Genomic DNA, 26,878 nt, shown 5'->3' with positions numbered 1-26,878 from the left:
TATGACACAACAACGGGAAGTGTGAGGCAGGTCGATGGGAGGTGCACCGAGCGCCATGCTCTGGACAGAGGTCCATGCGCCGGTGCGCCCGTTGTTGCGGGGCGATCGCGCGCCCGAGCCGAGAACACTCGTCGACATCCTGACCGCGACAGCGCTCACGCATCCCGACGCGCCCGCCATCGATGACGGCCACGTGGTGTTGTCCTACCTGGAACTGGTCGTCGAGGTAGAGAAGACCATGGCCCGCCTCGCCACGGCGGGCGTGCGCCCCGGCGACCGGGTCGGCGTGCGTATGCCGTCGGGGACCCGCGGGCTCTACGTGACCATTCTCGCGGTCCTCTACAGCGGCGCGGCCTACGTGCCGGTCGACGCCGACGATCCTGCGGAGCGCGCCCAGCTCGTCTTCGGCGAAGCCCAGGTCACCGCGATCGTGACCGCCGATGGCATCGAGACCACGGCCGCGGGTATCCGCGCCGCGGAGCGGCATGAAGGTGCCGACACCTGGTCGGCGCTCCCCACCCCCGGCGACGACGCTTGGATCATCTTCACCTCCGGGTCGACCGGAACCCCGAAAGGCGTTGCCGTCACGCACCGCAACGCTGCCGCGTTCGTCGACGCCGAAGCCGACCTGTTCCTCCGCGACGCCCCGATCGGTCCGGGTGACCGGGTCCTCGCCGGTCTCTCGGTCGCCTTCGACGCCTCCTGCGAGGAGATGTGGCTGGCCTGGCGTAACGGCGCCTGCCTGGTGCCCGCCCCCCGCGACCTGGTGCGCACCGGCGCCGACCTGGGCCCCTGGCTGGTGCGGCGCGAGATCAGCATCGTCTCGACGGTGCCAACCCTGGCGGCGACCTGGCCGGTCGAGGCGCTGGAGGCGGTGCGGCTGCTGATCTTCGGCGGCGAGGCCGTCCCGCCCGAACTCGCCGAACGCCTTGCCGGAACGGATGATTCGGCTCGCGAGGTATGGAACACCTACGGGCCCACCGAGGCGACGGTTGTCGCCTGTGCCGCGCGGCTGAACGGCCAGTGGCCGATCCGCATCGGACTTCCACTCAACGGCTGGGATCTCGTCGTGGTGGACCAGGCGGGAAATCCCGTGGCGGAGGGCGAATCCGGCGAATTGGTGATCGGCGGCGTCGGCCTGGCGCGCTATCTCGACCCGGCCAAGGACACCGAGAAGTACGCGCCGCTGCCCTCGGTCGGCTGGGACCGGGCCTACCGCAGCGGCGACCTGGTTCGCAACGACAGCGCGGGACTGGTCTTCCTCGGCCGGGCCGACGATCAGATCAAGCTGGGCGGCCGCCGCATCGAACTCGGCGAGATCGACAACGCGCTCCAGCATCTCCCGGGTGTCACCGGCGCCGCCGCCGCGATCCGAATCACAGCGGCGGGCAACAAGCTACTGATCGGCTACCTCACTGGGCCGGGACCGGACTTCGACGCCAAGGCGGCGCGAGCCAGTCTCACCGAACAACTTCCGGCTCCGCTGGTGCCCAGGCTCGCGGTGATCGACGAGCTACCGACCCGCACCTCCGGCAAGGTGGATCGCGACGCGCTGCCGTGGCCGCTGCCGGACGCCGCCGAGGACGACGACAACGACCTGACCGGCACGGCGCAATGGGTTGCCGGACTGTGGGATTCGATTCTCGGCGCGCAGGTCGGCGATCTCGACGCCGACTTCTTCGACCTGGGCGGCGGCTCGCTCGCGGCGGCGCAGCTGGTCACCGCCCTGCGCGAACGTTATCCGCAGATCACCGTCGCCGATCTCTACGATCATCCGCGCCTCGGCGCCCTGGTCGACCTGCTGGCGCAGACCACGCCCGCGGTCGCCGTCGCCGAACGGGTGGTGCGGCCGACGCCGCTGGCCGCCCAGGTGACGCAGGTGCTCGCCACCATCCCGTTGACCGCGCTCACCGGCCTGCAGTGGCTCACCTGGCTGGCGATCGTCGGCAATATCGCGGCGTGGTCCGGCTCGCTGCCGTGGCTGCCGCAGCTGTCCTGGTGGTGGACGCTGGCAGCGTTCCTGCTGTTCATCTCGCCGCCCGGTCGCATGGCGATCTGTGTAGCGGGCGTACGGCTGCTGTTGCGCGGCGTCCGGCCGGGCAGCTATCCGCGCGGCGGCGCGGTACATCTGCGCCTGTGGGCGGCCGTTCGCCTGTCCGAGGCCAGCGGCGCCGAGAACCTGTCCGGCGCACCGTGGATGGTGCCGTTCGCGCGGGCGCTCGGCGCGAAGATCGGCAAGGGCGTCGACCTGCATACCTTGCCGCCGGTGACCGGCATGCTCGAGCTCGGCGACGGATGCAGCGTCGAGCCGGAGGTCGACCTGTCCGGTTACTGGATCGACGGCGACGTGGTGCATCTCGGCCCGATCACCGTCGGCCCCGGCGCAGTGGTCGGCTCGCGCTCGATCCTGCTGCCCGGCACGAAGATAGGCAAGAACGCCGAGGTGGCGCCTGGTTCCGCGGTGTCGGGCAAGGTGAAGGCCGAACAGGAATGGGCGGGCTCACCCGCGGTGAAGATCGGCAAGGCCCAGCATCGCTGGCCGCCGCACACGCCCGACCGGGCCCGGCACTGGGTCGGGATCTTCGCCGTCACGTCGATGGCGTTGGCCGCCATGCCGATTCTCGGCCTCGGCGTCGGCGGCGCGTTCATCGCTTGGTTCGTCCGCGATACCCGCACGCTCGGTGACGGTGTCGTCCGCGCCTTCGCGATCCTTCCCGTCGCGACCCTGCTCAGCCTCGGCGTGTACGCGGCGGCGACCATCGTCTCGGTTCGGCTGCTGAGCATCGGCCTGACCGAGGGCTACCACCCGGTGCGCAGTCGCGTCGGGTGGCAGGCGTGGGCCACCGAGCGACTGCTGGATTCCGCACGCACGTTCCTGTTCCCGCTGTACGCGAGCCTCCTCACCCCGGTGTGGCTGCGCTTGCTCGGCGCGAAGGTCGGCAAGAGCGTCGAGGCGTCCACGGTGCTGTTGCTGCCGAAGTTCACCACCATCGCCGACGGTGCCTTCTTGGCCGACGACACCATGATCGCGGGTTATGAACTCGGTGGCGGCTGGCTGCGCATCGGCGAGGCCAAGGTGGGCAAGCGCGCTTTTCTCGGCAATTCCGGAATGACCGCGCCCGGCCGCCGCGTCCCGAAGAACGGCCTGGTAGCGGTGCTATCGGCGGCGCCATCCAAGGCGAAGGCGGGTTCGTCCTGGCTGGGGAGCCCGCCGGTCCGGCTGCGCCGCGCGGCGGAGAGCACCGACACCGCACGCACCTTCGACCCGCCCGCGCGTCTGCGCATCGCCCGCGCCATCGTCGAAACCTGCCGCCTCTTCCCAGTCCTGGTGACTTTCGCCATCGGACTCGGCGTGCTTTTCGCTCTGGCCTGGCTCGCGCAAACCTTCGGCCACCTGGCCGCCGGGCTGCTGAGCGGGCTGGTGCTGCTGACGGCCGGCGCTGTCGCGGGTGCGAGCGCGGTGGCCGCAAAATGGTTGCTGGTGGGGCGAATCGGCGCCGAGGAGCACCCGTTGTGGAGTTCGTTCGTGTGGCGTAACGAGGTCTCCGACACCTTTGTGGAAACAGTTGCCGCGCCGTGGTTCGCACGCGCCGCGACCGGGACGCCCGTACTGAATCTGTGGCTTCGCGGACTCGGCGCCAAGATCGGCCGCGGGGTATGGTGCGAGTCCTACTGGCTACCGGAGGCGGACCTGGTGACTCTCGGCAACGGCGCGACCGTGGAGCGCGGCTGCGTGGTGCAGACCCACCTGTTCCACGATCGGATCATGGCCATGGACACCGTCACCCTCGGCGCGGGCGCCACCCTCGGCCCGCACTGCGTCGCGCTCCCTGCCTCGGCACTCGGCGACGGCGCGACCATCGGCCCGGCCTCGCTGGTGATGCGTGGCGACACGGTGCCCGCATCGACGCGCTGGTGGGGCAACCCGATCGCACCCTGGTTCACGGGCGACCCCGGAGCACGCTGATGGCGGGCAAGTTCTACGAAGCCCCCATCGATGAGTACCTACCGCAGAATGGCAATCGGGGGTATCGGGTCTCCCGGTACGAACTGGAGCTGGCCTATCGGGTCGCGGGCAACCGGCTCACCGGACGGGCCACGATCACCGCGGTGACCACCGCTATGCAGCCGCGCTTCGCACTCGACCTCGCGCAAGCGCTCACCGTCTCGAAGGTGTTCGTCAACGGGACCAAGGCCGCGAAATACACCCATCAGCACGGCAAATTGGTGATCACGCCGCAGCAGCGGATTCCGGCGGGCGGCGTGCTGTCGGTGGTGGTGCAGTACGGCGGCATCCCCAAACCGGTGCGCGGACCGTGGGGCGAAGTCGGCTGGGAGGAACTCACCGAGGGCGCGCTCGTGGCCAGTCAGCCCAATGGCGCGGCATCTTGGTTCCCCTGTGACGACCATCCGAGTTCCAAAGCCAGCTACCGGATTTCGATCACCACCGATTCGCCGTATTACGCGCAGGCCAACGGCACCCTGCTGCGCAAGCAGACGAAGGCCAGCCAGACCACCTGGGTCTACGAGCAGGCGGAGCCGATGCCGAGCTACCTGGCGACCATCCAGATCGGCCACTATCGCAAGCATCGCATCGGTTCCGCACACTCCCCGGTACCGATGCAGGCCGTCATTCCGCCGCGGCTGCGCGCGAACTTCGACCACGATTTCGCCCGGCAGCCGGCCATGCTCGAGGTCTTCACCGAGAAGTTCGGCCCCTATCCGCTCGAGGGGTACACGGTGGTCGTCACCGACGACGAGTTGGAGATCCCGATCGAGGCGCAGGGCATCTCCATCTTCGGTGCCAACCACTGCGACGGTCGCCGCGGCGCCGAGCGGCTGATCGCGCACGAGCTGGCGCATCAGTGGTTCGGCAACAGCCTGACCATCCGCCAATGGCGCGACATCTGGCTGCACGAAGGTTTCGCCTGCTACGCGGAATGGATTTGGTCGGAAGCGGCGGGCGGTCCCACTGCCGACCAGCTGGCCCGCGCCGCGCGGCACAATCTTTCCCGCCAGCCCCAGGACATCATCGTCGGCGACCCAGGGCCGCGGCGCATGTTCGATGACCGCGTCTACAAACGTGGCGCGCTGGCCTTGCACGCCCTGCGCTTGGAACTCGGCGATTCGACGTTCTTCAACCTGCTGCGCGAATGGACGATCCGCTACCGGCACTCGTCGGTGACCACCGAGGAATTCACCGACCTCGCGGGACACTACAGCCTGGTGCCGCTGCGCCCGCTGTGGGACAGCTGGCTGCTCGCCGAACCGCTACCCCAGCTGCCGCCGCACGGCGGCATGTCGATTACCTGATCAGAACACCAGATAGCGCGTGGCGAGCTCTTCGATGAGCGGATCGTCCTCGGCGACGTTGGCCAGCGCGTCGAGATCGGTTTCCACAGCGATCAGCCGTGGGTCGTCGTGCTCGGTGTCCAGCGGGCCGTCCTCGGCGAGCTGGCGCAGCAACTTCTCCCGCACCCTTGACTTCAGCGAATCATTCATATTTGCAGCTAGCCTCCACGCCTGGCGGCTACACCGGTGTGAGCAGGGTCCCCCACGGCGTATTGCGCAGCACGGTGTAGACCGCCAGCAATCCGAAAAATGTCCACATGGTGATCCGGCTGATCGACGGCAGACGCATCTTCTGACCGCGCCAGGCCCGGATGGTCCAGTCCGTCACCCACACCGCGAACGCGAGCACCAGCGGAATCGCGAGTAGATTGCTCTGCACGGCATCGATGATCTGTCCCTCGGTGAGGTTGTGTACGGCGCGCATCCCGCCGCATCCCGGGCAGTACCAGCCGGTCAGGGCATAGACCGGGCAGGTGCCGTAGGAGCCTTCGACATGGGGATCCCGCAGGTGCAACAACACGCCGATACCTACGCCGATACCCGCCACCAGCAGCGGCAGACCCACCGCGCGCCAACCGGTCCTCTGCTCGGCATCCGTCCTCTGCTCGGCATCCGGAGCGGTCGCAAGTCCGGGGCCGATGCGCGCGATGTCCACAGCGTCAACCGTAGCCCTGTTCGTTCTGCAGCGCCTACGGCGTCCGTGTTCGCGGCCCGGCTCGGTCTCGCTGGGCTCGAAAGCGGGAGTGCGACCATAGGGTTGCGTACAACGCCGGATCCGTGCGGGCGTCCGCACCAGAGCGTGGGCCGCTACTCCGGCTGGGCGAAACGCAGCACGTTGCCGGATGGATCGACCAGCTCGAATCCCGGCCCACCCGGACCGTCCTCCGGACTGCCGGGTTCGGCGTAGCCATAGCTCTTGCCGGCCAGCTCGGCCTGCCAGGCGAACACATCCTCCACCGCGATCCACACGACCGTGCCCGGCGTGCCGTCGCCGTGGTGCTCGCTGAGATGAATCTTCGCTCCGGCCCGGGAGACCTGCGCGTACAGCGGGAACTCAGCGCCGAAGCGGTGCTCCCAGTCGACGGCGAAACCCAGGTAGTCGCGATAGAACTCGAAGGTCCGCGCGACATCGAACATGCGCAGCACGGGTATCGGCGGCTCGAAACGGATCTTGACCACGCCTGATTGTGGCATCGGACGCAGACAAGATTGGTCCAGAAATGATCTTTGACCGGACCGAATTCGGGGTACTCCTCGGTACAAGCCAGGAAATCCGTCATCGAGTGCTAGCACTAGCAAGCATCTTGCTAGCACTGTACGGTGACGGAGGACACAAAGGAGTGCTCGATGCTGGTGAAGTCGATGAGGACGCTGGCGGACGCGCGTAACGGCGCGCTCACTGCCGCTTACCGTGCCGGACTGCGGTCCCGCACCTTTCAGACCGCGTCTCTGAACGCCCCCACCGCACGCTGTGCGGTCATCCCGGTCACCACCAAGGACGGTGCCCGCCTGCGGGTGCATGCTTACGGTCCCGCCAAGGGCGACGCCATTGTTCTGATCCACGGCTGGAGTTGCAGTATCGAGTACTGGAACCCGCAGATCAACGCCTTCGCCGATCGCTATCGAGTGGTCTGTTACGACCAGCGCGGCCACGGTGCGAGCGAATTCGGCAAGTCCGCGCCGAGCAAGGAAACGCTGGCCGACGACCTGGCCGCCGTCCTGGCCGCCACCCTCCGCCCCGGCCAACGCGCGGTGCTCGTCGGCCACAGCATGGGCGGCATCACCGTGCAGGCGTGGGCTTCGGTCTACCCGGACCAGGTGCGGCGGTACGCCGCCGCGGCCGTGCTGCTGAACACCAGCTCGGGCAACATCCGGTACGACACCGATCTGCTCCCGCTGCTGAACAAGCCGCTGACCTTGGCCGACCGGCCGATTACCCTGCTCGGCGCCAACGTGCGGATACCGATGATCGTCGCCGAGACATTGCTCACCGCCCCGGTGCCACTGCCGGGTGGTTGGCCCGCAAGCGCGCTGCTCAAGGCACGGGTGATGACCGAGCAGGCCACCGCGGACCAGGTGGAGTTCGCCCTCGGCATCGTGCGTTCCTGCCGACCGCTCACCCGGGGCAAGCACGCAGCCGCGCTCGCCGACATCGATCTCGCCGAGGCCGCCGCCTCGCTCACGGTGCCGACCACGGTGATCGCGGGCGCGCAAGATCGGTTGCTGCCCGAGCGTATGTCGCGTCGTATCGCGGACGCGCTGCGCGACACTGGCCATTTGGCCGCATACCATGTGTGGCCCACTGGCCACCTGGGCAATATCGAAGCCGCCGACCGCTTCAACGCGGAATTGGCGAGCATCGCCGAGCGCGTCCACTTGCGCTCCGCAGCTGCCGGCTGAGCCCGGAAGACGTTCTCCTGGGCTGGTCAACGGCGCCCAGCCCAGGGTAACGGCTTGCGCCCTTCGACTTACCCGATCCGGCACCGCACCCGCTCGCGGTAGCCCTCCCCATGCACGGCAAGACGCGGATGCCGACAGCGCCAACGCTGGTTAACGTTCTGCGAATCTCGAGCGACACATGGGCAGACAGTTCGACCCCGATGAAGAGCGGAGCAGCCGTGCACGGCTATCGCGGTATGACGGCACTAACTCTGGCTGCCGGCGCATTGGCGCTGACCGCCCCCACCGCGTCCGCGATCCCCGTCGGCGTCCCACCGGCACGCACGGTATGCGGAGGCGGCGGTACCGGCATCGGAATGATCGCGGCCCAGTACGATCCCGACCGCAACTACTCCGGCAGTCCAACGCTGTGGATCCGTCCGGAGTTCGTCTTCACCCCCGACGTCCCGGGCGGCTCCTGCGGCGTAGAGGTCACGGTTTATTGGCGGAACTCCGATACCGGCGAGCTGGGCAGTCTTCCGCCGATCTGGGTCGACGACGATACGCCAACCGGCGAGAATGTCCACGGCCACTGGGTCCCCGTCACCATCCCCTCCGGTCTCGGCCGAGCCGAAGTGCTGATCGCGACCAACTATCCGCACATGCCGGGCAAGGGAACATTCGTCGTCACGTAGTCCGCAATAGCGTCGAGGGACGACTTACGCTGCGTCACGCCGCGGATTGTCGCGACGCGGTCGCTTTCTGCAGAGCTGGTGAGCCGGGAATGAAAGCGGCGGCCGAGCGGTAGAACAACACATGAAACTCGCCGACGACGCTTGCGCACTCATCGGTGCCGGTGCCGACGCAACGCTGGTCACCATCAACCCCGACGGCAGTCCCCAGGTATCCGTCGTCTGGGTGGCCTTGCAATCCACACCGGATGGCGACGAGCTCGTCACCGCCCACCTCGGCGTCTACCAGAAGATCCGCAACGTCCGCCGCGACCCGCGCGTCGCGGTCACCATCCTCTCCTCCGAACGCGGCGAAGTGATGCGCCCGTACTTGTCGATCACCGGCACCGCCCGCGTCGTCGAGGGCGGCGCCCCCGAACTGCTCACCGAACTCGCCAAGACCATGATCGGCCGCACAGCCCAGTTCCCGCCGGAAGACGCCCCGCCCGGTTACCTCACCCGCATCCGAATCGACAAGGTCGGCGGCATCGGCCCCTGGGCATCTTGACGACCCGTTCGACAACCGCACGGTCCGGGTCCGGACTTGACATTGTCGGCCGACACCTGTGTATCTCACTTAGCGCTGAGGCGCGCTGATATTCCGCGGTGGAGAGTCGGTCGGAGTGGTTCAGAAGGTTTAGCAGAGTATGCGGTTGGCTTGCCTGGACAAGCCGGCACTGAGGGCGGTGAGACGGGTGAACGCCCGCAGCGGTTGCGGAAACCGCGCGACTTCCGGCGCGCGCGGGTCAGCAGCTGTTCCGGTACTGCACCGACAGGCTCGCGACAGCGAGGCGTGTCGACCTGACACTGGCGGGATACCGGACAACATCCAGGGCACGGTTGGCGATCAGCATGTGGGGTGTTCGAGTCCGAGTCGAGTTCGGCTGGATCTCGAGCTGGTGGGCACGGCAAGGGATTCGGCTCCGACCGAGCCCATCAGATGCTGCAGCAGGCGGCATCAGTCATGTTTGTTCATCGCCAGAGCCGCTGATAAGGCATGGGCTGCAATGCTTCGCGCATATCCTGATCGATTTGAATTGTTGCCAGTCCCATTTCATACACTGCCTTCGCAAAGGTGTGCGCTGCTACGGAGTCGGCCTTGTAGTGCATCGGCGGCCAACCCGGGAAGCGGACTGTGACATGGCATTGCATTACTTTGGTCCTACGGCGCGGCCAGGTGCTGGCCTCTCTGTACTGCCATGATCGAGAAACCGGCATTTCGTCTGTCGCACACTGATATCCGGCCGTTGGCCGATGGAGTCTGTCCGGTGATCACCTGGCGATGGAACCGCCCAAGGTCGCGGATCGCGGATCGGGTGCCGGAGACCAGATTCGAGCCGAGCGCCGGCGCGCCGGATGCCGTAGTACGGGACGGCGAACGCGGGCAGGTTCGGCAGCATCAGGCCGACCCGGTCGCCCGCGTTCGCCCCGGCGCTGCGCAGGAGCGACGCGGCTCGGGCACTCGCCTCGTCGAGTTCGGCGTACCTGAGGGTGGCACCGTCGAGCCGGACGGCGGGGCGGTCGGGGTGGCGCGCCGCAGCGTCCACCAGGATCGCGGCGAGGTTGGCGTGATGGCTGGGCATGTGCATGGCTCCTTCGACGTCCGGGTCGGCGGCCGGATCACGCTCCGCACCTTCAACGGATCGATTGGTTGTTTCTGGCGTGCTGCTGCGTTCCGGGCCGATCGCCGCTTCCGCGGGCCAGGAGCGGCACGAGTACGGCGGCGACTGCCAGGTGCATCAGGGCGAGCGTCGCTTTGGCGCTGCCGGATGCCTGGACGTACGCCATAGGCGCGAGCGACACCAGCAACACGGTGACGGCCAGTCGGGTCCAGGCGGTCGGGGCCCGGTCGGTCAACCGGTCCAACCACTTCCGCGTCGCCGAGGCGAGCAGGGAGACGACGAGCGTGCTGCCTGCGACGAGGGGCAGGCCGACGACCTGGGCCGGCCGTCCGTTGCGGGCATCGACGCGAAGTTCGACGCCGAGGCTGTGGGCTGCGGCCCACAGCAGGGCTGTGACCAGGATGGCGCCGCCGACCGCGGATGTGTAGCGGAGGAGGCTCGGGCTGGCCGGGCGGGTGGACGTAGTGGTCATCAAGGGCACTCCATCAGAGGTTGGGACGGTCTTGCCTGGGCGGGGGCGCCGCGGCGAACAGGGGTATGTGGGGCCACGCTGGTTTCCGGCCGCGAGCTCACCGTGAGGGTGATCGAAACGAGCGGACCGCCGGGTCGTCGCGGCCGGAGGGCATCCCGTTCATTCGCCGTCCAGGATCGGAAGCAGCAGGCGTGAGCTGGAGTGCACCGTGTTGACGCCCGCCATGCTGACGGGGGCGTGACTGAACAGCAGCATGGGCTGGAACTCCTCGCGATTGTCGTCGCTGGTGAGGATCAGCCGGATGCGGTGCCCGCGCTGGAACCGGCGGGCGTTGGCGACCAGCGGGATGCGGTAGTCGACCGGCTCGCCTGGAGGGACGGCAATCCGCGCCTGCATCGGGAGGACGGGCCGGCCCGTCTCACTCGCGTCCTCGTCGACGTGGCGCATGCCGGCGCGCAGCCAGCCCTGGGTGATGTCGGCGGCCTTGCCATCCGGGCCGACGTCTTGCAGAAGCAGGATCCATGCCGTGTCGGTCGCACTGCTGGTGGCGGTGAGCCGTAGTTCGGGGTGGCCGACCATGTCGATATCGTCGGGAAGGGGGGCGCTGGTCCAACTCAGCTGGCCTGGCATGTGGTTCGCGCCATCGGTGGCGTAACTGCGCTCGCCCGGCCGCTCGTCGGCCGTAAGGGAGCCGTCAGCGCTGAGGGCCAGGGCGGTGTGGGTGGCCGACGGGGGCCAGGAGTCGGCGGTGCGCCACTGTTCGGCCCCGGGCAACCAGTAGCGGATGGCAGGGCCTTCGAGAATGCCGGTGTCCCGGCCCTTGAGCCAGTGGTCGAACCAGGCGAGTGCCTCGATGTGCATGCTTTCCCATGGCCAGGGCAGGCTGTGCTCCCCGAGCATGGCCATGCGCACGTGCGGGTTGTGCGCGAGGGCGTCCCGGGCTTGGAAGAGCCCGGTCAGGTGGAGGGGAACGTTGGACCATTCGCCGCCGAGGTAGACGGGTATGTCGACATCGGCGAGCAGTCCGGTCAGGTCACGCTCGTCCCACCACGCATCCCGGGTGGGGTGATCGGTGGTCACTGCCTCGAGCAGAGCGTTCCATGGGTGGGCGTCGTGGCGGAAGCGGCTGACCAGCCGCAGGCCGCGGGTTGCCTGGACGCCGTCGGTCTGGCTGAACCGCCGGTGGACGGCGGGGATGGCGAGGAACCGGCGCAGGAGACGGGACAGGCCCTTGCGGTAGAGGCGGTCGCCGTGGGCGGACAGGACGCCCAGCGCATGGATCCAGGGGGTAAGGAAGGCCTCGCTCAACAGGCCGTTGTGGTAAGCGGCTTCCCGGACCTGGACAGTGACGTTGAAAGGGAACAGGGCTTCGAGGTGTGGCGGGCGCTGGGTGGCTGCCTCCAGCTGGCTCATGGCGTAGTAGCTGATGCCGATCATGCCTACCTTTCCGTCGCACCAGGGCTGCCCGGCGGCCCACTCGACCAGGTCGAACAGGTCCTTGCGCTCCTGCTCGTCGAAAAAGGTGTAGACGCCGCCGGAGCCGACCGTGCCGCGGAGGTTGGCGATGACATGGGCGTAGCCGCGCGGCACCCAGAAGTCGCTGGCGCCGGCCTCGATGATGGCCGCGGGGGCGCCCAGGTCCTGGAGCTGGCGGGGGTAGGGGGCCGCCGCGATAAGGGCGGGGAACCTGCCCTCCGCGTCGGGCCGGTGAATGTCGGCCAGTAGCTGGGTGCCGTCGCGCACCGGGACGGACACATTGTCCTCGCGGGTCGTCCCGTGGAGGGCCGGGGACAGGTTGCGGTACTGACGACCGGTGGTCTGCGGTCCGTTGAGCTGACGCTGACCGGGCTCCACTCCGGCGGCCTTGAATCGGGCCATGGCACTCTCATTTCCACGTGTACTGAAATTAACTGTCCTCACCGTACGCGCGCAGACTCGCTACAGGCAAGGGGAATTTCCATATGGCGTGAAAATATGGTGGCGTCGTTCGCATCGGGGCCGTGAATGCCCGAGGGGAGCCGGGGGCCGCGGACCGGGACGGGCGCATCGTCCTCACAGGTCATCCCATGGAGGGGTGGAGGATTTTGGGATACTGGCGTCTGCGCTGGAATAGGCGGACTGGCGGGCGATGTCCGCTCCGCTCCGGACAGTCGCTTGCGGTCAGGCGTTCCCCGGGATGTCCCCGCCCAGGGCGCCCGTGAGGTAGTGCTGCACAGTCGGCGCGATCAGGCGGATGACCTGCTCTGAGGGGATGTCGGCGATGCGGTCGATCGCCCAGACGTAACGTGTCATCGCAAGGCCCACGATCTGCGTGGAGACCAGATTTGCGCGCACCTCGGCCTCGTCGTGGGGAAGGCTCGCCGACACGATCTGCAGGACGAGCGCGGAGAAGACGGAGCGGAGGCGCTCCATGGCGAAGGGCTCGTGACTTGCCGCGAGGATGATCGAGCGCAGGACCTCCGCGGTGGCCGGGTCGTCCCACATGCGCAGCGCCGCCTCCACGAAGGCTCGCCCGCGCTCCTCCAGCGGCACCTGGGCGGCCTCGGCAATGCCCGCACCGAAGGCGTCCGGCGGCTCCAGCGCCGCCTTCAGCAATCCCGTCTTGTTGGAGAAGTAGTAGTTCACCAGGGTGGGATCCACATCGGCGGCCTGAGCCACCGACCGCAATGAGGTCCCGTTGTAGCCCCGCTCAGCGAAGGACTTGCGGGCCGCCGCCAGAATGCGGTCCGCCTGCGCGCCACGTTCCCCACGCGGACCCCTTCCTGCCCGTGCCACCATGTCCCGCTGCCCCCTCCTGCCCGTTCCATGAGCGTGCGCGATTGCCTGCTACTGCTGTTCCAGCACCGGCTGAAACATATTTCAGCATACCGTGAAATTGCAGCCGAGCGGCGACGATGTCAATCCCGCTTCCGGAGTGCCTCGCGCCGCGCCGAAAAAGTCGCAAGTCACGTCGGATGCTCGAGGACGGATTAGACCTACTCCACTGGCAGAGGGGTCGGGAGTGCTTCCGAACCCGCTTCACCCCGCGTCCGAGTCCCCATCCACCCCGAACCTGCCACACCGGCCTGATACCAAAACATTGACGGACAGCCGAAGGGGGAGCCATCCTCCCCGGCGCCCAATCCCCAGCGCTCTCAGGTGAAAGAGCAGCTCAAATGGTCTAGCGAAGGACCGAACCGCGTTGCCCGTCATCAAATACCGATGACGCCGTCATCAGGAAATGAGACAAAATTAGCAGCCAGACTCCGCACTTCTACCTGCGCTTATAGCAAAAGGGAATTGAGCCGCCTGCGAGAATCGAACTCGCGACCTTTTCATTACGAGTGAAGCGCTCTACCGACTGAGCTAAGGCGGCGTGCCTTTCGGCCAAGCGAGTCTATCGTCTCGGGGGCCGATCGCGAAAACGGGTGGTCACGGTCACTGGGACTGGGCTGCGATCAGGGCTGCGGCCATGGCGGCGAGGGCGAAGCGGGGCTTGACGTTGAGGTCGAGGGCTTCTCGGCAGGCGAGGACGGCCTCGATGGACCGGAGCAGGCCCTCGGGGCGCAGGCGCGCGGCGAGGTCGTGGATCTGGTCGGAAAGGTCTGGGTGGGTGAGCGCGACGCCGGAACCGCGGCGGGCGGCGCCGAAACGGACGGCCAGCGCGTCGCGGTAGACGCCGGCCACGTCGATCAGGGCGCGATCGAGGGCGTCGCGGCCGGTGCGGGTGGCGCGGGACTTCTGGCGTCGTTCCAGGTCCTTCAGCACACCGGCGGAACCACGGGTGGCGGTCGCCGCGCCCTTGCCGGTGCCGCCCGCGCCGAGGGCGGTGGCGAGTTCTTCTCGTTCGCGTTCGTCGCGGGCCGCGCTCATCTGTTTGGCCTCGTCGTCGGCCGCGCGTACCAGCTCGTCGGCGGCGGAGTAGGCCGCTCCGGACGTGCCGACCGCGGCGACCAAGGCCAGGGCACGCTGGCGGCGGGCGCGCGCCTCCTCGTCGGTGGCGAGCCTGCGGGCGCGCCCGACGTGCCCGCCACTGATGGCGGCGGCCCAGGTCGCGGTCTGCTCGTCGAGCTTGTCGCGTTCGGTGAGCACCCGGGCGATGGCGGGTATCGACGGCGTCACCAGGTGTACATGCCTGCACCGGGAACGCAGTGTGATCGAGATGTCCTCCGGATCCACCGAAGGCGCGCACAGCAGGAACACCGTCCGGTGCGGCGGTTCCTCGACCACCTTGAGCAGCACGTTTCCCGCCGCTTCGGTCAAGCGGTCGGCATCCTCGATCACCACCACCTGCCAGCGCCCCGTGCTCGGCCTACGCGAGGCGACCTGCACGATCTCGCGCATCTCTTTGGTGCTGATGCTCAGTCCCTCGGGCACCACCCGGCGCACGTCACCGTGTGTGCCCGCCATGGTTGTGGTGCAGGCGTGGCAGCTGCCGCACCCGGGAGCCTGCGGGTCGGTGCACTGCAATGCGGCCGCGAAGCACAGCGCCGCAACGGATCTGCCCGATCCAGGCGGGCCGGTGAACAACCACGAATGCGTCATCGCCCCCTCGACCACGCCCGCGCGCGCCGCGATGGCGGCAGCGGTCAACTCGGACTCGACCGCCTCCTGGCCGACCAACCGATCGAAGACACCCGCCACGCCGTACACCCTAGCCGCCGGCACCGACACCGTCGGTCAGGTACCAATCGACGCTATGAGGCGCGCTGCTGCGTGCTGCTCGCGCCGTCCAGCGCCTCGCGGATGATGTCCGCGTGCCCGGAATGGTGTGCGATCTCCCGCAGGATATGCAGCACGGTATAGCGCACCGACTGCCAGATCCGCTCCGGCGTCCACGGCGCCGTCGGCGTGGGAACCGAGGTGTCGAGGCTGTCGACCGAGCGGATCAGCTCGGCCGTTGCCGCGGCGACCTCGTCCCAGGTGGCCAGCAACCCGGACACGGTCTCGTCCGGCGCCATGACGTACTCACCATCGAACGTCGAGACGTCCAGTGCCGCGTTCTCGTCCCGCCGCACGATCACCGAGGTCCAGTGCCGTTCACAGTTGATCAGGTGGTGCAGCAAGCCACCGAGGGTCAGTTCGCTCACGGTGGTCGGCCGCCGCGCCTGCTCGTCATCGATCCCGCGCAGGGTGATACGGAAAAGCTCGCGCTGGTCGGCGAGCATCGCGATCAGATCCTCGCGTTCCTGTTCGGTACTCATGGCGCTCACGCTACGGCCGAGGCGGAGTGGGAACTCACGAATTCCCGACGCCGGTCTTCTTCGCCGCCGCCTTCTGCGCCGCAGTCTTCTTGGCGACCGTCTTGGTGGTCGTCGCCGCCTTGGCGGCGGTCTTCTTCGCCGCGGTCTTCTTGGCGGGCGCCTTCTTCGCCGCTGTCTTCTTGGCCGCCTTCTTCACCGGCCCGCGCGCCCGCCGATCGGCGAGCAGCTCCATGGCCCGCTCCGGGGTGATCGACTCGATCTCGTCGCCCTTGCGGAGCGTCGCGTTGGTCTCACCGTCGGTGACATACGGGCCGAAGCGGCCATCCTTGATCACCATCGGCTTGCCGCTGGCCGAGTCGGTGCCGAGCTCACGCAGCGGAGCCGCGTTCGAAGCCTGCCGCCCACGGCGTTTCGGCTCCGCGTAGATCTTCAGCGCCTCCTCCAGCGTCACCGTGAAGATCTGGTCCTCGGTATTCAGCGATCGCGAATCGGTGCCCTTCTTCAGATACGGCCCGTAACGTCCGTTCTGCGACGTGATCTCCTCGCCGGTCGCCGGGTCTGTACCGACCACACGCGGCAGCGACAGCAGCTTCAGCGCGTCGTCGAGCGTAATGGTGGCCAGGTCCATGGATTTGAAGAGCGAACCGGTGCGCGGCTTCGGTGCGGCGGCCTTCTTCGCGTTCTTCTTGGCGGGCTCCTGCCCCTCCTCGGCTTGCGGCTCGGGCAGGATCTCGGTGACGTACGGACCGAAACGCCCTTCCTTCGCGACGATCTCGTGTCCGGTCGCGGGATCGACGCCGAGCGCGCGCCCTTCCTGCGGCGTCGCGAACAGCTTCTCCGCGACGTCGGGGGTCAGCTCGTCCGGTGGAAGATCGTCCGGCAAGTTGGCCCGCTGCGAGACCGAATCGCCTTCCGGGTCATCGGGGTTCGTGATCATCCGCTCCAGGTACGGCCCGTACTTACCGACCCGGACCACGACGTCACGTCCGTCGGCATCACTGAACAGCTTGATGGAGTTGATCTCTCGGGCGTCGATGTCGTCCAGCCGGTCACCGACCATCCTCTTCAGCCCGCCCGATCGCGCGACCGAGCCCTCCACGCCGTGATCGCCGCCGAAGTAGAAGCTGGACAACCAGTTTCCGCGCTGCTCGCGCCCGCCCGCGATGGCGTCGAGGTCGTCCTCCATGGCGGCGGTGAAGTCGAAATCGACCAGTCGGCCGAAATGCTCTTCCAGTAGACCGATCACCGCGAAGGCCACCCAGGACGGCACCAGCGCGCTGCCGCGTTTGTACACGTACCCGCGGTCGAGAATCGTCTTGATGATCGACGCATACGTCGACGGACGACCGATGCCGAGTTCTTCGAGCGTCTTGATCAGCGACGCTTCGGTGTAGCGAGCGGGCGGATTCGTGCTGTGGCCGTCGGGATTCAGCTCGACCGCGGTGACCGCCTCGCCTTCCTCCAGCGCGGGCAGCCGGGATTCGGCGTCGTCGGACTGGCCACCGGCCTCCTCGTCCACGCTCTCCACATAGGCCTTCAGGAAGCCGGGGAAGGTGATGGTGCGACCGGAAGCGGAGAAAACGCACTCCTCGCCGGTGGCCGCGACGCCGGTGATGCGCAGGGTCAGCGTGGTGCCCTTGGCGTCGGCCATCTGCGAGGCGACGGTGCGCTGCCAGATGAGTTCGTAGAGGCGGAACTCGTCGTTGTCCAACCGCGAGTGCAGCTGGCCGGGCGTGGCGAACGTATCGCCCGCCGGGCGAATCGCCTCGTGCGCCTCTTGCGCGTTCTTCACCTTGCGGTTGTATTGCCGCGCGGTCGGGTGCACGTACTCGGCGCCGTAGAGCTGGGTCGCCTGCGCACGAGCCGCGGCGATGGCCGACTCCGACAGCGTCGTCGAGTCGGTTCGCATGTATGTGATGTAGCCGTTCTCGTACAGCCGCTGCGCGACCCGCATGGTCCGCTCGGAGCTGAAGCGCAGCTTGCGCCCCGCCTCCTGCTGCAGCGTCGAGGTCATGAACGGCGGATACGGCTTGCGGCTGTAGGGCTTGGCCTCCGCCGAGGAAACCACCAGGTCGGCACCGTCCAGCGCCTCGGCGAGCCGCCGCGCATAGCCTTCGTCCAGCACTATGACGCCGTTGGTGGCTTTGAGCCGGCCGTCCGAACCGAAATCCCGCCCGGTAGCGACCCTGGCGCCGGCGACCGCGACCAACCGCGCCCCGAAGGTCCTGGGGTTGGTGGCGTTGACTTCCTCGCCGGTCCCCGCGTCCAGCTTGGCGGCGATATCCCAGTACTCGGCGGAACGGAACGACATCCGCTCGCGCTCGCGCCGCACGATCACCCGGGTGGCCACCGACTGCACTCGGCCGGCCGACAGCCGCGGCATGACCTTCTTCCACAGCACCGGGCTGACCTCGTAGCCGTACAGCCGGTCCAGGATGCGCCGGGTCTCCTGCGCGTCGACCAAGTCGCTGTCGAGCTCGCGGGTGTCCGCGGCGGCGGCCTGAATGGCGGGTTCGGTGATCTCGTGGAACACCATCCGCCGGACCGGCACCTTGGGCTTGAGCGTCTCCAGCAGGTGCCAGGCGATCGCCTCGCCCTCACGGTCGGGGTCGGTGGCCAGGTAGAGCTCGTCGGCATCCTTCAACAGGCTCTTGAGCTCGGTGACCTTGGCCTTCTTGTCCGGGCTCACGACGTAGATGGGCTCGAAATCGTTGTCCACATCCACGCCGAGACGCGCCCAGGCCTGGCCTTTGTACTTGGCCGGGACATCCGCCGCGCCCCGCGGCAGATCCCGGATATGGCCGACCGACGCCTCGACCGTGAAGTTACGACCGAGGTACGGCGCGATCTTGCGGGCCTTGGTCGGGGACTCGACGATCACGAGACGACGCAGGGGACGGCCCTGGTCGGCTGCACCGCGGTCTCGTGTTGCCACCGGCGAATACACCTTTCCTGATCGACCCGCGCTGCGTTGTTCCCGCTGGCGCGGCTGGGGTAAGCGGCTGCGACGGCTGAACGTCGCCACCAGACACGTTTATACCGTGACGCCGCGTGTAGTCGAGTGCTTGCGACTCGAACCACTGAGCGTACGCGCGTCAGTTCGAATCAGTATGCCCTGTCTTTTCGCGGCACCGGCGCCGCGGCATGCTCGACGAGCGTTCCGGCTGTTCGCGCGGGCCGTGCCTACCCCAGATATAGCTCGTCCCCCACCCCGTTTCCGGCGGTGAGGGACGAGCGGTGGATGTCGCGCCGCTCAGCTGAGCGCACGCACTCCGGTGGCCTGCGGGCCCTTGGTGCCCTGGCCGACCTCGAATTCGACCTTCTGGTTCTCCTCGAGGGTGCGGAAGCCCGAACCCTGGATCTCGGAGTAGTGGACGAAGACGTCAGCGGAGCCGTCCTCGGGCGCGATGAAGCCGAACCCCTTCTCCGCGTTGAACCACTTCACAGTTCCCTGTGCCATTCTGTTCCTTCTCTTTTCTTACCGGAACGGCGGACAACTGGGTTCGTCCACCGGGTCCGTTCCGACCGCTGTACTGTTGGTTCCCCCTGCAGGAAAGCACCAAGCACACCGTTCGCAACATCGATCCTGCTGACGGTTTGGACTTTGGATCCGTCCCTCGAACACAGAAGCTTGCGACCAGGAACCAGTGAACCATGTCTTCGGGCAATTCAACAGTCGAGTTACCGACAATTTGCAAAAAAGTTGATCTTGCGAATGCGCAGGTGAGGGACACAATGGCGGAATCCAGACTCATGGTTCGTTTGCCTTCTGATAACCGAGTCGACGTTCGGCAATCCAGCTGTGACCCAGGTCGCTATTTGGTATCGAAATGGCAGGTGGCGCTTACCGGACGCACACGTTTCACACTTTCCGAGCGTGTTGCGGGGCTTCTGTCGTGAATCCGGCGGACTCTGCGGCCCCAGCGCACGCCCGAACCGAGCTCAGCTACGGCGCATCGTTGCTGAATCGTGTCCTAGTCGGGGCCCCAGATGACGACCCCAGGATGACTCATGTCGTCGAGTTGCCCCCGCGCACGGCCGCTCATACCGCGTGGCCCGCATGGGCATCGCCGGAAGTGGTTGCCGCCTTACAGGAGACCGGCGTCGCCGCGCCCTGGAGCCATCAGGCCGAGACGGCGGGTCTGGCTTTCGAGGGCGAGCACGTGGTCGTGAGCACGGGGACCGCGTCGGGCAAGTCGCTCGGGTATCAGCTTCCGGTACTCACCACGCTGCAAGCGGATCCGAAGGCCACCGCGCTGTACCTGGCGCCGACGAAAGCGCTCGGCGCCGATCAGCTGCGTGCAGTCGGGGAACTGACCCGCGAAGGTCCGCTGCGGGATATCCATCCGGCTACCTACGACGGCGACACACCGGCCGAGATCCGGCAGTGGGTGCGCGCCAACGCGCGATGGATTTTCACCAACCCCGACATGCTCCACCTGGGCATACTGCGGTCGCACCAGCGCTGGGCGCGCGTGCTGCGCAGGTTGCGATATGTGGTCGTCGACGAATGCCATGCCTATCGCGGGATTTTCGGCTCGCACGTCGCGCTGGTACTGCGCAGGCTGCGCCGGATCGCCGCGCGGTACGGCGCGGATCCGGTGTTCGTGCTGTGCTCGGCGACCACGGCCGAACCCGCGGCGGCCGCGTCCCGGCTGATCGGCGCGCCTTGCGCTGCGGTCACCCAGGACGGCTCGCCGCAGGGGCCGCGTACGGTCGCGCTCTGGGAACCCCCGCTGCTCACCGCGGTGACCGGCGAGAACGGCGCCCCGGTACGCAGGGCGGCCACCGCGGAGGCGGCGCGGATCATGGCGGATCTGGTGGCGGAAGGTGCGCGGACCTTGACGTTCGTGCGCTCGCGCCGGGCCGCCGAGCAGACCGCCATGGATGCCAGAAGGTTGTTGACCGAAGTCGATCCGGACCTCGCCGGGCGGGTGGCATCCTATCGAGCCGGCTACCTCGCGGAGGACCGGCGCGATCTGGAAGCGGCGTTGTCGGACGGGTCGCTGCTGGGCGCGGCGACGACCAACGCCCTGGAACTCGGCGTCGACATCGCTGGGCTGGATGCCGTGGTCATCTCGGGTTTTCCCGGCACGGTCGCATCGTTCTGGCAGCAGGCCGGGCGGGCGGGACGTCGCACTCAGGGATCGCTGGTCCTGCTCGTCGCGCGGGACGATCCGCTCGACACCTACCTGGTTCACCACCCGGACGCGCTGCTGGACAAGCCGGTCGAGGCCACCATCACCGACCCGCGCAATCCCTACGTGCTCGGTCCGCAACTGCTGTGCGCCGCACTGGAACTGCCGCTCACCGACATCGAGGTGGACGAACTCGGCGCGCATGAGGTACTCCAGGATCTGACCGCGAAAGGGCTGATCAGACGGCGTGGGACGCAGGATCGCGCGCGTTGGTATGTCACCGCGGAGACGCAGCCGCACGATGCGGTGGACGTCCGAGGTGGAATCGGCACGCCGGTAGTCATCGTGGATGGTGAGACCGGCAGGCTACTCGGCACCGCCGATGCGGGGCGGGCGCAGGCAACGCTGCACCAAGGCGCCGTCCACCTGCATCAGGGTGAGACCTACGTGGTCGACGAGCTGGATCTCGAGGACGGCGTGGCGTTCGTGCACGCGGCCGAGCCGGGGTGGACCACCAGCGCGCGGCAGACGACCTCGATCACCATCGACGCGATGACCGAGCATCACCGCTACGGTCACGTGACGACTGCGCTGGCTCAGGTTCGGGTCACCAGTCAGGTGATCGGTTATCTGCGCACGCTGGCCACCGGTGCAGTGCTCGATCTCGTGGAACTCGATCTGCCACCGCGGACGCTGCCCACCAGGGCCGTGATGTACACGGCGACGCCGGAGTTGTTGGCGCTGGCCGGAATCGAGCCCCAGGACGTCGCGGGAGCGCTGCACGCGGCCGAGCACGCGGCGATCGGGCTGTTGCCGCTGGTAGCGACCTGTGATCGGTGGGACATCGGTGGCGTCTCCACAGCTGAGCATCCGGACACCGGGCTGCCCACCGTCTTCGTCTACGACGGCCAGGCCGGCGGCGCTGGTTTCGCCGAGCGCGGGTTCGCCCAACTGCGGCGGTGGCTTTCGGCGACCCTGGCGGCCATCGAGTCGTGCGGATGCGCGGCAGGCTGTCCCTCCTGCGTCCAATCGCCCAAGTGCGGCAACGGCAACCATCCCCTGGACAAGATGGGCGCGGCACGCCTGCTCACCGCCGTGCTGGCCGAACTGTCCGCAGGTGACGCCGTCTCGCTCGATTCGTGACGACGCGGAGCCCGGCACGTGATCACTTGTCCAGGTTGCCAGCACCCTCGCCGGCAACGCTGGGACACCTCCTAGTAGATCGCCCCGGCTTCACCCCGGAGAATAAAAAGGATTGAATTCATGTTAACTAGACTATTGCCACACCATCCGTTGCGTACATGCGCATTCATTCGCTTTTGATATCCACAACTCCGACGAGAATTGCGCGAGCCGAGTTTTAACCCGTCAGTAGAATTGCCGTTTTCCGCCATCCAAAGCGACGCCCGGGCCGTTGTGTATCGAACTCTCTCACTCTTCAACCGGTCCGGCTCTAGCGATCGCTCGGACACTTCGATCGCCATACAGACCTATTGGTACATCCGTTTCGACAGTGACGGTCACGTCCCACTCCGCGGCCGCACAGAACCGGATCCGCGTCCCCATTCGCCATGCCACCTCGTCCGCCTCGGCGCACGCCGCATCCGCTCCCTGCATCAATGCGCTCGCCGCGGCCAGCGCCGCCATATCCGCTGCCGTCTGCGCCCGATGCCGCGCCACTACTACGGCGCCCACATGCGAGATCAACAACGTCGCACCGATCAGCGCCACCAACCCCGAGCAGGCGAAGACGGTGGCCACCCCCTCCTCGCCCGCCACCCGACGAACTGCCGCCGCGAACCTGCGCCGCCCCCAGCGCCCCGTCCCGTGCGCGGCTTCGCCACGCCGCATGCCAACGCTTCGGGCCGTGACACCGAGACCGATGATCGGCATCACGTAGGTGCTCCCGTTCACAGTGGCTGCTTCCGCCCCCTGACACCGCCTCCACGGGCCAGCACTGCTCTGACTGCTCACGGCGGCCACACCTGCTCGAGCGCGCAAGTGGCCGGCTGCTTCCGCTCGTGAACCATTCGACCCGGTCCGAGCAACCGGTGTGGCAGATGCACTGCTGGCTCGAAGGGGTGCGGGCCGCGAGCGGACGCCGGAAGGCCGAATCACGGTGCAGTCCCCGGCTCGAGGGTGGCGACGGCTTCCGCACGGAGCGTTAGCAGCGGCAGAAGCGGAGTTCGGGCGGAGACGACGGCGAGAACCCGGGTGCCTTCGCTGCGGAGGGCGATATCGGCCGACGGAGGAGCGATCTGCCGCGCTGTGGGTACGGCGTGCGCATGATCGCCCCGTGCGGCCAGACGCGCCGCCTCGCGGGCGGCGTCGACACAGCGGACCTGCGTCGACGCCGCCAGCAAGGCGCCGAGGCACAGCACGACAGTGGCGAGGACCGCGGTCAGGGCGAGCGCGGCCTCCACTGTCACCGCCCCTCGGTCGCCCCTCGGCCTCCGCCGATCGCGGCGCTCTCGGCCACCGGTGACGGCGTCTACACCGAAGTGTTGAGCGCCCGATCGATGATCTTCGTCAGCGCATTCACGATGCTGTCGCCCGTCACCACGCCGTAGAGCACCGCACCGAACGCCGCCGCCGCGATCGTGCCGATCGCATACTCCGCCGTGCTCATGCCGTCCTCCGCGACGACCGCCTGCATCACTCGCCCGCGCAGGCGCAGATATATAGCCTTCAGCCTCTGGCCGACAGATCTCCGCTCGATACGCACTCGATTCCCCTCTCACTCCGGCCCGTGCGGCCCCTCCGCACAAGCACGCTTCCCTCGACGGCCTCCGCAGCCCCGCGATCCCACGCCACCGCCACGAATCCAGCCCGACGACCCGAATCCGAGCGGCCGCGCCCCACGAACACGGTGCCTTCGAGATGGCGCTCGGTGGGATCACAGCAGACCCCCACCGAGCACCCGGCTCGCCAAGCCGATTACCACGGGCACGATGCCGAGACAGACGAAGGCGGGAAGAAAGCACAAGCCGAGCGGTCCGCCGATCAGCACGCCTGCGCGCTCCGCCTTCGCGGCGGCCGCGTCTTCGATCGTGGCCCGGCGCTGTTCGGCCAGCTCTGCGACCGCGACCGCCAGTGACGCACCGGACCGAGCCGAGCGGCGCGCCATCCGAGCCAGTGACTCGATCGCGTCGGTTCCCGGCCGCCCGGCTCCATCCTGGGCGACTTGTTCCCACGCGGTGGCCGCCTCCGCGCCCAGTGCCAGCAGATCCGCCGCTCGCCGCAGTGCTTCGCCGAGCGGTTCCGGCGCCTCGGGCGCCACAGCGCGTGCCGCACCCGCCATCGGAAGGCCGGCCCGCAGGCACGCGGCCAGCAGGTCGAGGACCGAGGCGGTGGCCAAAGGATCTGCCTTCCGGTTCGCTCCACGCGACGCCTCGACCTGCCCGATGAGCGGTTGACGGAGGGCACGCAACCGCTGGCTCACCGCCACCCGCCCCGGCAGCAGTGCCAGCGCCACGGCCAGCAACAACAACGGCGCGGCCGCCACGGTCAATGTCATCCCCACCTTCCATCACCGGAGCAGATGCGTGAAACCCCCTAGGACAACGCGTGCCCGGCCACCGGCCCGCGTACGGTGACATCGCCACCGACGATCCTGACGGTGACAGGACACCGAACCGGGCTACGCGCAATCCCCCCTTCGACAACGCCGACGCGAACCGCCCCGGCTTCGAAACCGACCCTCGGCCGTGCGTTCCGGCGATCGGACGACAACGCGACGACGACGCCATGAGCCGCGAGGCGCCCCGGCGACGATGCCAGACCTCGAATACGCGGGCCATGAACCTCTTCCAGCAAAAACCTGCAGACCGAACCGCACCCAGCGCGACCGCCCGGCCTGACGCCGCCGCCGGCCCCGCACCGAGCATCCAGCAGTCGAGTCCCTCGACACCGACGCCCAAGCAGGAGTGCGATGCAGCATGACTACAGTCGGCGTCTGGTCGATGCCGATCGATGGGCACCGACACTCGGTCGGGACCTATCCATGAAAGCGGAGTCATACCAGCACCTTTCGCGTGATCACATCGGTCCACAACAAGCCCACGCAGACCAGCCCGGTGCCGAGAGGTAGCAGCACCTGCCCTGCGGATGAGGCGAAGAGGACATGCAGAGGAGAAGCGCCCATCATCTGGCCGAGGGCGATACCGAGACAGGGCAGGCAAGCCAGAACTGCCGCGGTGGCGCGGGCACCGGCCAGCGCCGCGGTGGTACGACCGTGAAACCGTATGCGCCCGGCAAGATCCGTGCGGGCTGCCGACAGCAACTCGGCGAGTGCCAGCCCGCGCTGCTCGGCGACCTCCCATGCGCCTGCGATCCGGGAAAGTTCCACTGCGACAAGGGACTCCGGTTGCCGCAGACCCTCTGCCGCGGAGCCGCCGAGCCGACTTCGTGCGGCGCCGACTGCGAAGACGCGTGCCGAATCGCCGCGCACCTCGCGCGCCGCGACCTCGGCGGCGGCACTCGGATGGGCGCCCACCCGCAACTCGCCGATAACGGCTTCCAGTGCTTCGAGCAGGTAGCCGCACTCGACGTTCCTGCGCCGGTCCCGCGCCGACCGGCGTACCCGCAGCCCTACCGTCCCGGCGATCATGCTCGCGGCGAGGAAAGGACCTGGCCCGAGAAGCAGGAGCACGGCTACGACGCCTGCGATGACACCGGCTCGAGACAAGGTGCCCCACAAAGACCTTCGATACTCGCCCGGTGTGGTGAACATCCGGGCGAACCGACGCCGTGGCCCTGGCGCGGGCAGTGCGACCAGGGCCAGTGCCAGGCACACCATCGCCACACTCATCGGTCGAGTCGTTCGGCGAGCAAGCGGGACAGGTCGGCGGCAGCGGGAGCCGCTCCCGTGGTGTGCCAAGCGGGTGTGATCCGCACCCGGCCACCGTCGGTGCGGTGCACCAGGCCGATCTCACGCAGCCCACGCGAGCCATCGGATCGGCGGTGCACATGGAGGACGACCTGGACCGCGGCAGCGAGTTGGCTGTGCAAGGCCGCGTTGTCCATCCCGCCGAGCGCGGCGAGGGCCTCCAAGCGCGCGGGGACCTCCCGCGGCGAGTTGGCGTGCACAGTTCCCGCGCCGCCGTCGTGACCGGTGTTCAAGGCGGTCAACAGGTCGACCACCTCGGCGCCCCTGACCTCGCCGACCACGATTCGGTCCGGTCGCATGCGCAGGGCCTGACGGACCAGGTCGCGCACGGTGACCGCACCGACGCCCTCGACGTTCGCGGTTCTGGCGACCAAGCGCACCACATGGGGATGTGGCGGCGCGAGCTCGGCGGCGTCTTCGACGCAGATGATCCGCTCGGCCGGATCCACTGTGGCCAGTAGACCGGACAGGAGTGTCGTCTTGCCGGCCCCGGTGCCGCCGACCACCAGGAACGCCAAGCGTGCCCGAACAATGCGCTCCAGCAAGAGTTTTGCCTCCGCCGGGATCGCACCGGCCAGGGCCAGCGCGTCCAACCCCTGGGTAGCCGGGCGAAGTATGCGCAGCGAAAGACAGGTGCCGCCGTGGGCGACCGGCGAGAGTACGGCATGCAAGCGGACACCGAACGAATCCCCCAGCGCCGCACCCGTTCCGGACAGTCGACCGTCCACCCAAGGTTGCGCGTCGTCGAGTCGCCGACCCGCCGACAGGGCCAGGCGCTGCGCGAGCCGCCGGACGGCGGCCTCGTCGGGGAACGTGATGGAGGTCTTTTCCAGTCCGCGCCCGCGATCGATCCACACCGCGTCCGGCCCGGTCACCAGCACATCCGCGACGTGCGGATCGTTCAGCAACGGTTCGAGCACGCCCGCACCGGTCATCTCGGTCTGCAACAACCGCAGCGCCCGCAGCAGGTCCGTGTCGCCGAGCACCCCGCCTGCCTCGGCTCGGATCGCAGCGGCGAGCTGCGCCGGATCCGGATCGCCTGTCTCCGCGGCCAGTCGCTCACGCACTCGATCCAGCAGCTCACTTGTGAGTATCGCACTCATAGCGGCCCCC

At 68.0% G+C, this 26,878-nt stretch carries 23 protein-coding genes and 1 tRNA gene; 6 read left to right on the top strand and 18 right to left on the bottom strand.

The features are described from left to right. The first annotated feature begins 55 nt into the window (after positions 1 to 55). Together OHA40_RS17820 and OHA40_RS17815 are read left to right on the top strand one after the other, a co-directional pair. Entirely contained in the window at positions 56 to 3,967 is a 3,912-nt protein-coding gene (locus OHA40_RS17820) for a Pls/PosA family non-ribosomal peptide synthetase (protein WP_330228065.1), read from the top strand. Continuing rightward, the gene (locus tag OHA40_RS17815; protein ID WP_330228064.1) at positions 3,967 to 5,313 is read left to right on the top strand and encodes a M1 family metallopeptidase; all 1,347 of its coding nucleotides are present in this window, start codon (positions 3,967 to 3,969) and stop codon (positions 5,311 to 5,313) included. Before OHA40_RS17820 ends, OHA40_RS17815 begins: the two co-directional genes overlap by 1 nt. On the opposite strand, the gene OHA40_RS17810 is transcribed toward OHA40_RS17815, so the two are convergent. The 3 genes from OHA40_RS17810 to OHA40_RS17800 all read right to left on the bottom strand — a co-directional run bounded on the left by OHA40_RS17810 (position 5,314) and on the right by OHA40_RS17800 (position 6,546). After that, the gene (locus OHA40_RS17810) at positions 5,314 to 5,502 is read right to left on the bottom strand and encodes a hypothetical protein (RefSeq protein ID WP_330228063.1); all 189 of its coding nucleotides are present in this window, start codon (positions 5,500 to 5,502) and stop codon (positions 5,314 to 5,316) included. 28 nt (positions 5,503 to 5,530) lie between these two features. Beyond that, entirely contained in the window at positions 5,531 to 6,007 is a 477-nt protein-coding gene (locus OHA40_RS17805) for a DUF2752 domain-containing protein (protein ID WP_330228062.1), read from the bottom strand. Between the two features lie 152 nt (positions 6,008 to 6,159). After that, positions 6,160 to 6,546 (bottom strand): glyoxalase superfamily protein, encoded by a 387-nt coding sequence (locus tag OHA40_RS17800; RefSeq protein ID WP_330228061.1) that lies wholly within the window; start codon positions 6,544 to 6,546, stop codon positions 6,160 to 6,162. 153 nt (positions 6,547 to 6,699) lie between these two features. On the opposite strand from OHA40_RS17800, the gene OHA40_RS17795 reads away from it, so the two are divergent. The 3 genes from OHA40_RS17795 (at position 6,700) to OHA40_RS17785 (ending at position 8,970) form a co-directional block, all read left to right on the top strand. Beyond that, a complete protein-coding gene (locus OHA40_RS17795) occupies positions 6,700 to 7,752 on the top strand; it encodes an alpha/beta fold hydrolase (RefSeq protein ID WP_330228060.1) in 1,053 nt (350 codons plus the stop codon). Between the two features lie 200 nt (positions 7,753 to 7,952). Next, entirely contained in the window at positions 7,953 to 8,426 is a 474-nt protein-coding gene (locus tag OHA40_RS17790) for a hypothetical protein (protein ID WP_330228059.1), read from the top strand. A gap of 121 nt (positions 8,427 to 8,547) precedes the next feature. Further along, positions 8,548 to 8,970, top strand: a complete 423-nt coding sequence (locus OHA40_RS17785) for a PPOX class F420-dependent oxidoreductase (protein ID WP_330228058.1) — start codon at positions 8,548 to 8,550, stop codon at positions 8,968 to 8,970. Positions 8,971 to 9,613: 643 nt separating this feature from the next. Here the strand turns inward: OHA40_RS17785 and OHA40_RS17780 are convergent. From OHA40_RS17780 to OHA40_RS17740, 9 genes are all read right to left on the bottom strand, one after another. Continuing rightward, positions 9,614 to 10,045: an AMP-binding protein gene (locus OHA40_RS17780; protein WP_330228057.1), complete on the bottom strand. Its 432-nt coding sequence runs from the start codon at positions 10,043 to 10,045 to the stop codon at positions 9,614 to 9,616. A gap of 52 nt (positions 10,046 to 10,097) precedes the next feature. Continuing rightward, the gene (locus OHA40_RS17775; RefSeq protein ID WP_330228056.1) at positions 10,098 to 10,556 is read right to left on the bottom strand and encodes a DUF6069 family protein; all 459 of its coding nucleotides are present in this window, start codon (positions 10,554 to 10,556) and stop codon (positions 10,098 to 10,100) included. Between the two features lie 159 nt (positions 10,557 to 10,715). After that, positions 10,716 to 12,434, bottom strand: coding sequence for a CocE/NonD family hydrolase (locus OHA40_RS17770; protein ID WP_330228055.1), 1,719 nt, complete (start codon positions 12,432 to 12,434; stop codon positions 10,716 to 10,718). Between the two features lie 282 nt (positions 12,435 to 12,716). Beyond that, positions 12,717 to 13,334: a TetR/AcrR family transcriptional regulator gene (locus OHA40_RS17765; protein ID WP_330228054.1), complete on the bottom strand. Its 618-nt coding sequence runs from the start codon at positions 13,332 to 13,334 to the stop codon at positions 12,717 to 12,719. A gap of 504 nt (positions 13,335 to 13,838) precedes the next feature. Then, positions 13,839 to 13,911, bottom strand: a tRNA-Thr gene (locus OHA40_RS17760). A gap of 62 nt (positions 13,912 to 13,973) precedes the next feature. After that, the gene (locus tag OHA40_RS17755) at positions 13,974 to 15,179 is read right to left on the bottom strand and encodes a DNA polymerase III subunit delta' (protein WP_330228053.1); all 1,206 of its coding nucleotides are present in this window, start codon (positions 15,177 to 15,179) and stop codon (positions 13,974 to 13,976) included. A 53-nt stretch (positions 15,180 to 15,232) separates the two neighbouring features. Next, positions 15,233 to 15,739 (bottom strand): mycothiol transferase, encoded by a 507-nt coding sequence (locus OHA40_RS17750; protein WP_330228052.1) that lies wholly within the window; start codon positions 15,737 to 15,739, stop codon positions 15,233 to 15,235. Positions 15,740 to 15,773: 34 nt separating this feature from the next. Next, positions 15,774 to 18,674, bottom strand: coding sequence for a type I DNA topoisomerase (gene topA, locus OHA40_RS17745; RefSeq protein ID WP_442943743.1), 2,901 nt, complete (start codon positions 18,672 to 18,674; stop codon positions 15,774 to 15,776). Positions 18,675 to 18,992: 318 nt separating this feature from the next. Then, entirely contained in the window at positions 18,993 to 19,199 is a 207-nt protein-coding gene (locus OHA40_RS17740; RefSeq protein WP_011206895.1) for a cold-shock protein, read from the bottom strand. A 544-nt stretch (positions 19,200 to 19,743) separates the two neighbouring features. On the opposite strand from OHA40_RS17740, the gene OHA40_RS17735 reads away from it, so the two are divergent. Beyond that, complete coding sequence (locus OHA40_RS17735) at positions 19,744 to 22,020, top strand: DEAD/DEAH box helicase (RefSeq protein ID WP_330228051.1); 2,277 nt, start codon at positions 19,744 to 19,746, stop codon at positions 22,018 to 22,020. A gap of 288 nt (positions 22,021 to 22,308) precedes the next feature. Here OHA40_RS17735 and OHA40_RS17730 read toward each other — a convergent pair whose 3' ends face one another. The 6 genes from OHA40_RS17730 to OHA40_RS17705 form a co-directional block, all read right to left on the bottom strand. After that, positions 22,309 to 22,791, bottom strand: coding sequence for an Rv3654c family TadE-like protein (locus OHA40_RS17730; RefSeq protein WP_330228050.1), 483 nt, complete (start codon positions 22,789 to 22,791; stop codon positions 22,309 to 22,311). A gap of 200 nt (positions 22,792 to 22,991) precedes the next feature. Continuing rightward, entirely contained in the window at positions 22,992 to 23,306 is a 315-nt protein-coding gene (locus OHA40_RS17725) for a TadE family type IV pilus minor pilin (RefSeq protein ID WP_330228049.1), read from the bottom strand. A 62-nt stretch (positions 23,307 to 23,368) separates the two neighbouring features. Beyond that, complete coding sequence (locus tag OHA40_RS17720) at positions 23,369 to 23,533, bottom strand: DUF4244 domain-containing protein (RefSeq protein WP_330234237.1); 165 nt, start codon at positions 23,531 to 23,533, stop codon at positions 23,369 to 23,371. Between the two features lie 240 nt (positions 23,534 to 23,773). Beyond that, positions 23,774 to 24,394, bottom strand: coding sequence for a type II secretion system F family protein (locus OHA40_RS17715; protein ID WP_330228048.1), 621 nt, complete (start codon positions 24,392 to 24,394; stop codon positions 23,774 to 23,776). 498 nt (positions 24,395 to 24,892) lie between these two features. Continuing rightward, positions 24,893 to 25,687 (bottom strand): type II secretion system F family protein, encoded by a 795-nt coding sequence (locus OHA40_RS17710; RefSeq protein ID WP_330228047.1) that lies wholly within the window; start codon positions 25,685 to 25,687, stop codon positions 24,893 to 24,895. After that, the gene (locus OHA40_RS17705) at positions 25,684 to 26,868 is read right to left on the bottom strand and encodes a TadA family conjugal transfer-associated ATPase (protein ID WP_330228046.1); all 1,185 of its coding nucleotides are present in this window, start codon (positions 26,866 to 26,868) and stop codon (positions 25,684 to 25,686) included. The genes OHA40_RS17710 and OHA40_RS17705 overlap by 4 nt, the downstream gene beginning before the upstream one ends. Positions 26,869 to 26,878: the final 10 nt, after the last annotated feature.

The sequence above is a fragment of the Nocardia sp. NBC_00508 genome (assembly GCF_036346875.1).
Lineage (GTDB): Bacteria > Actinomycetota > Actinomycetes > Mycobacteriales > Mycobacteriaceae > Nocardia.
This window is presented reverse-complemented; position numbering and strand designations above follow the sequence as displayed.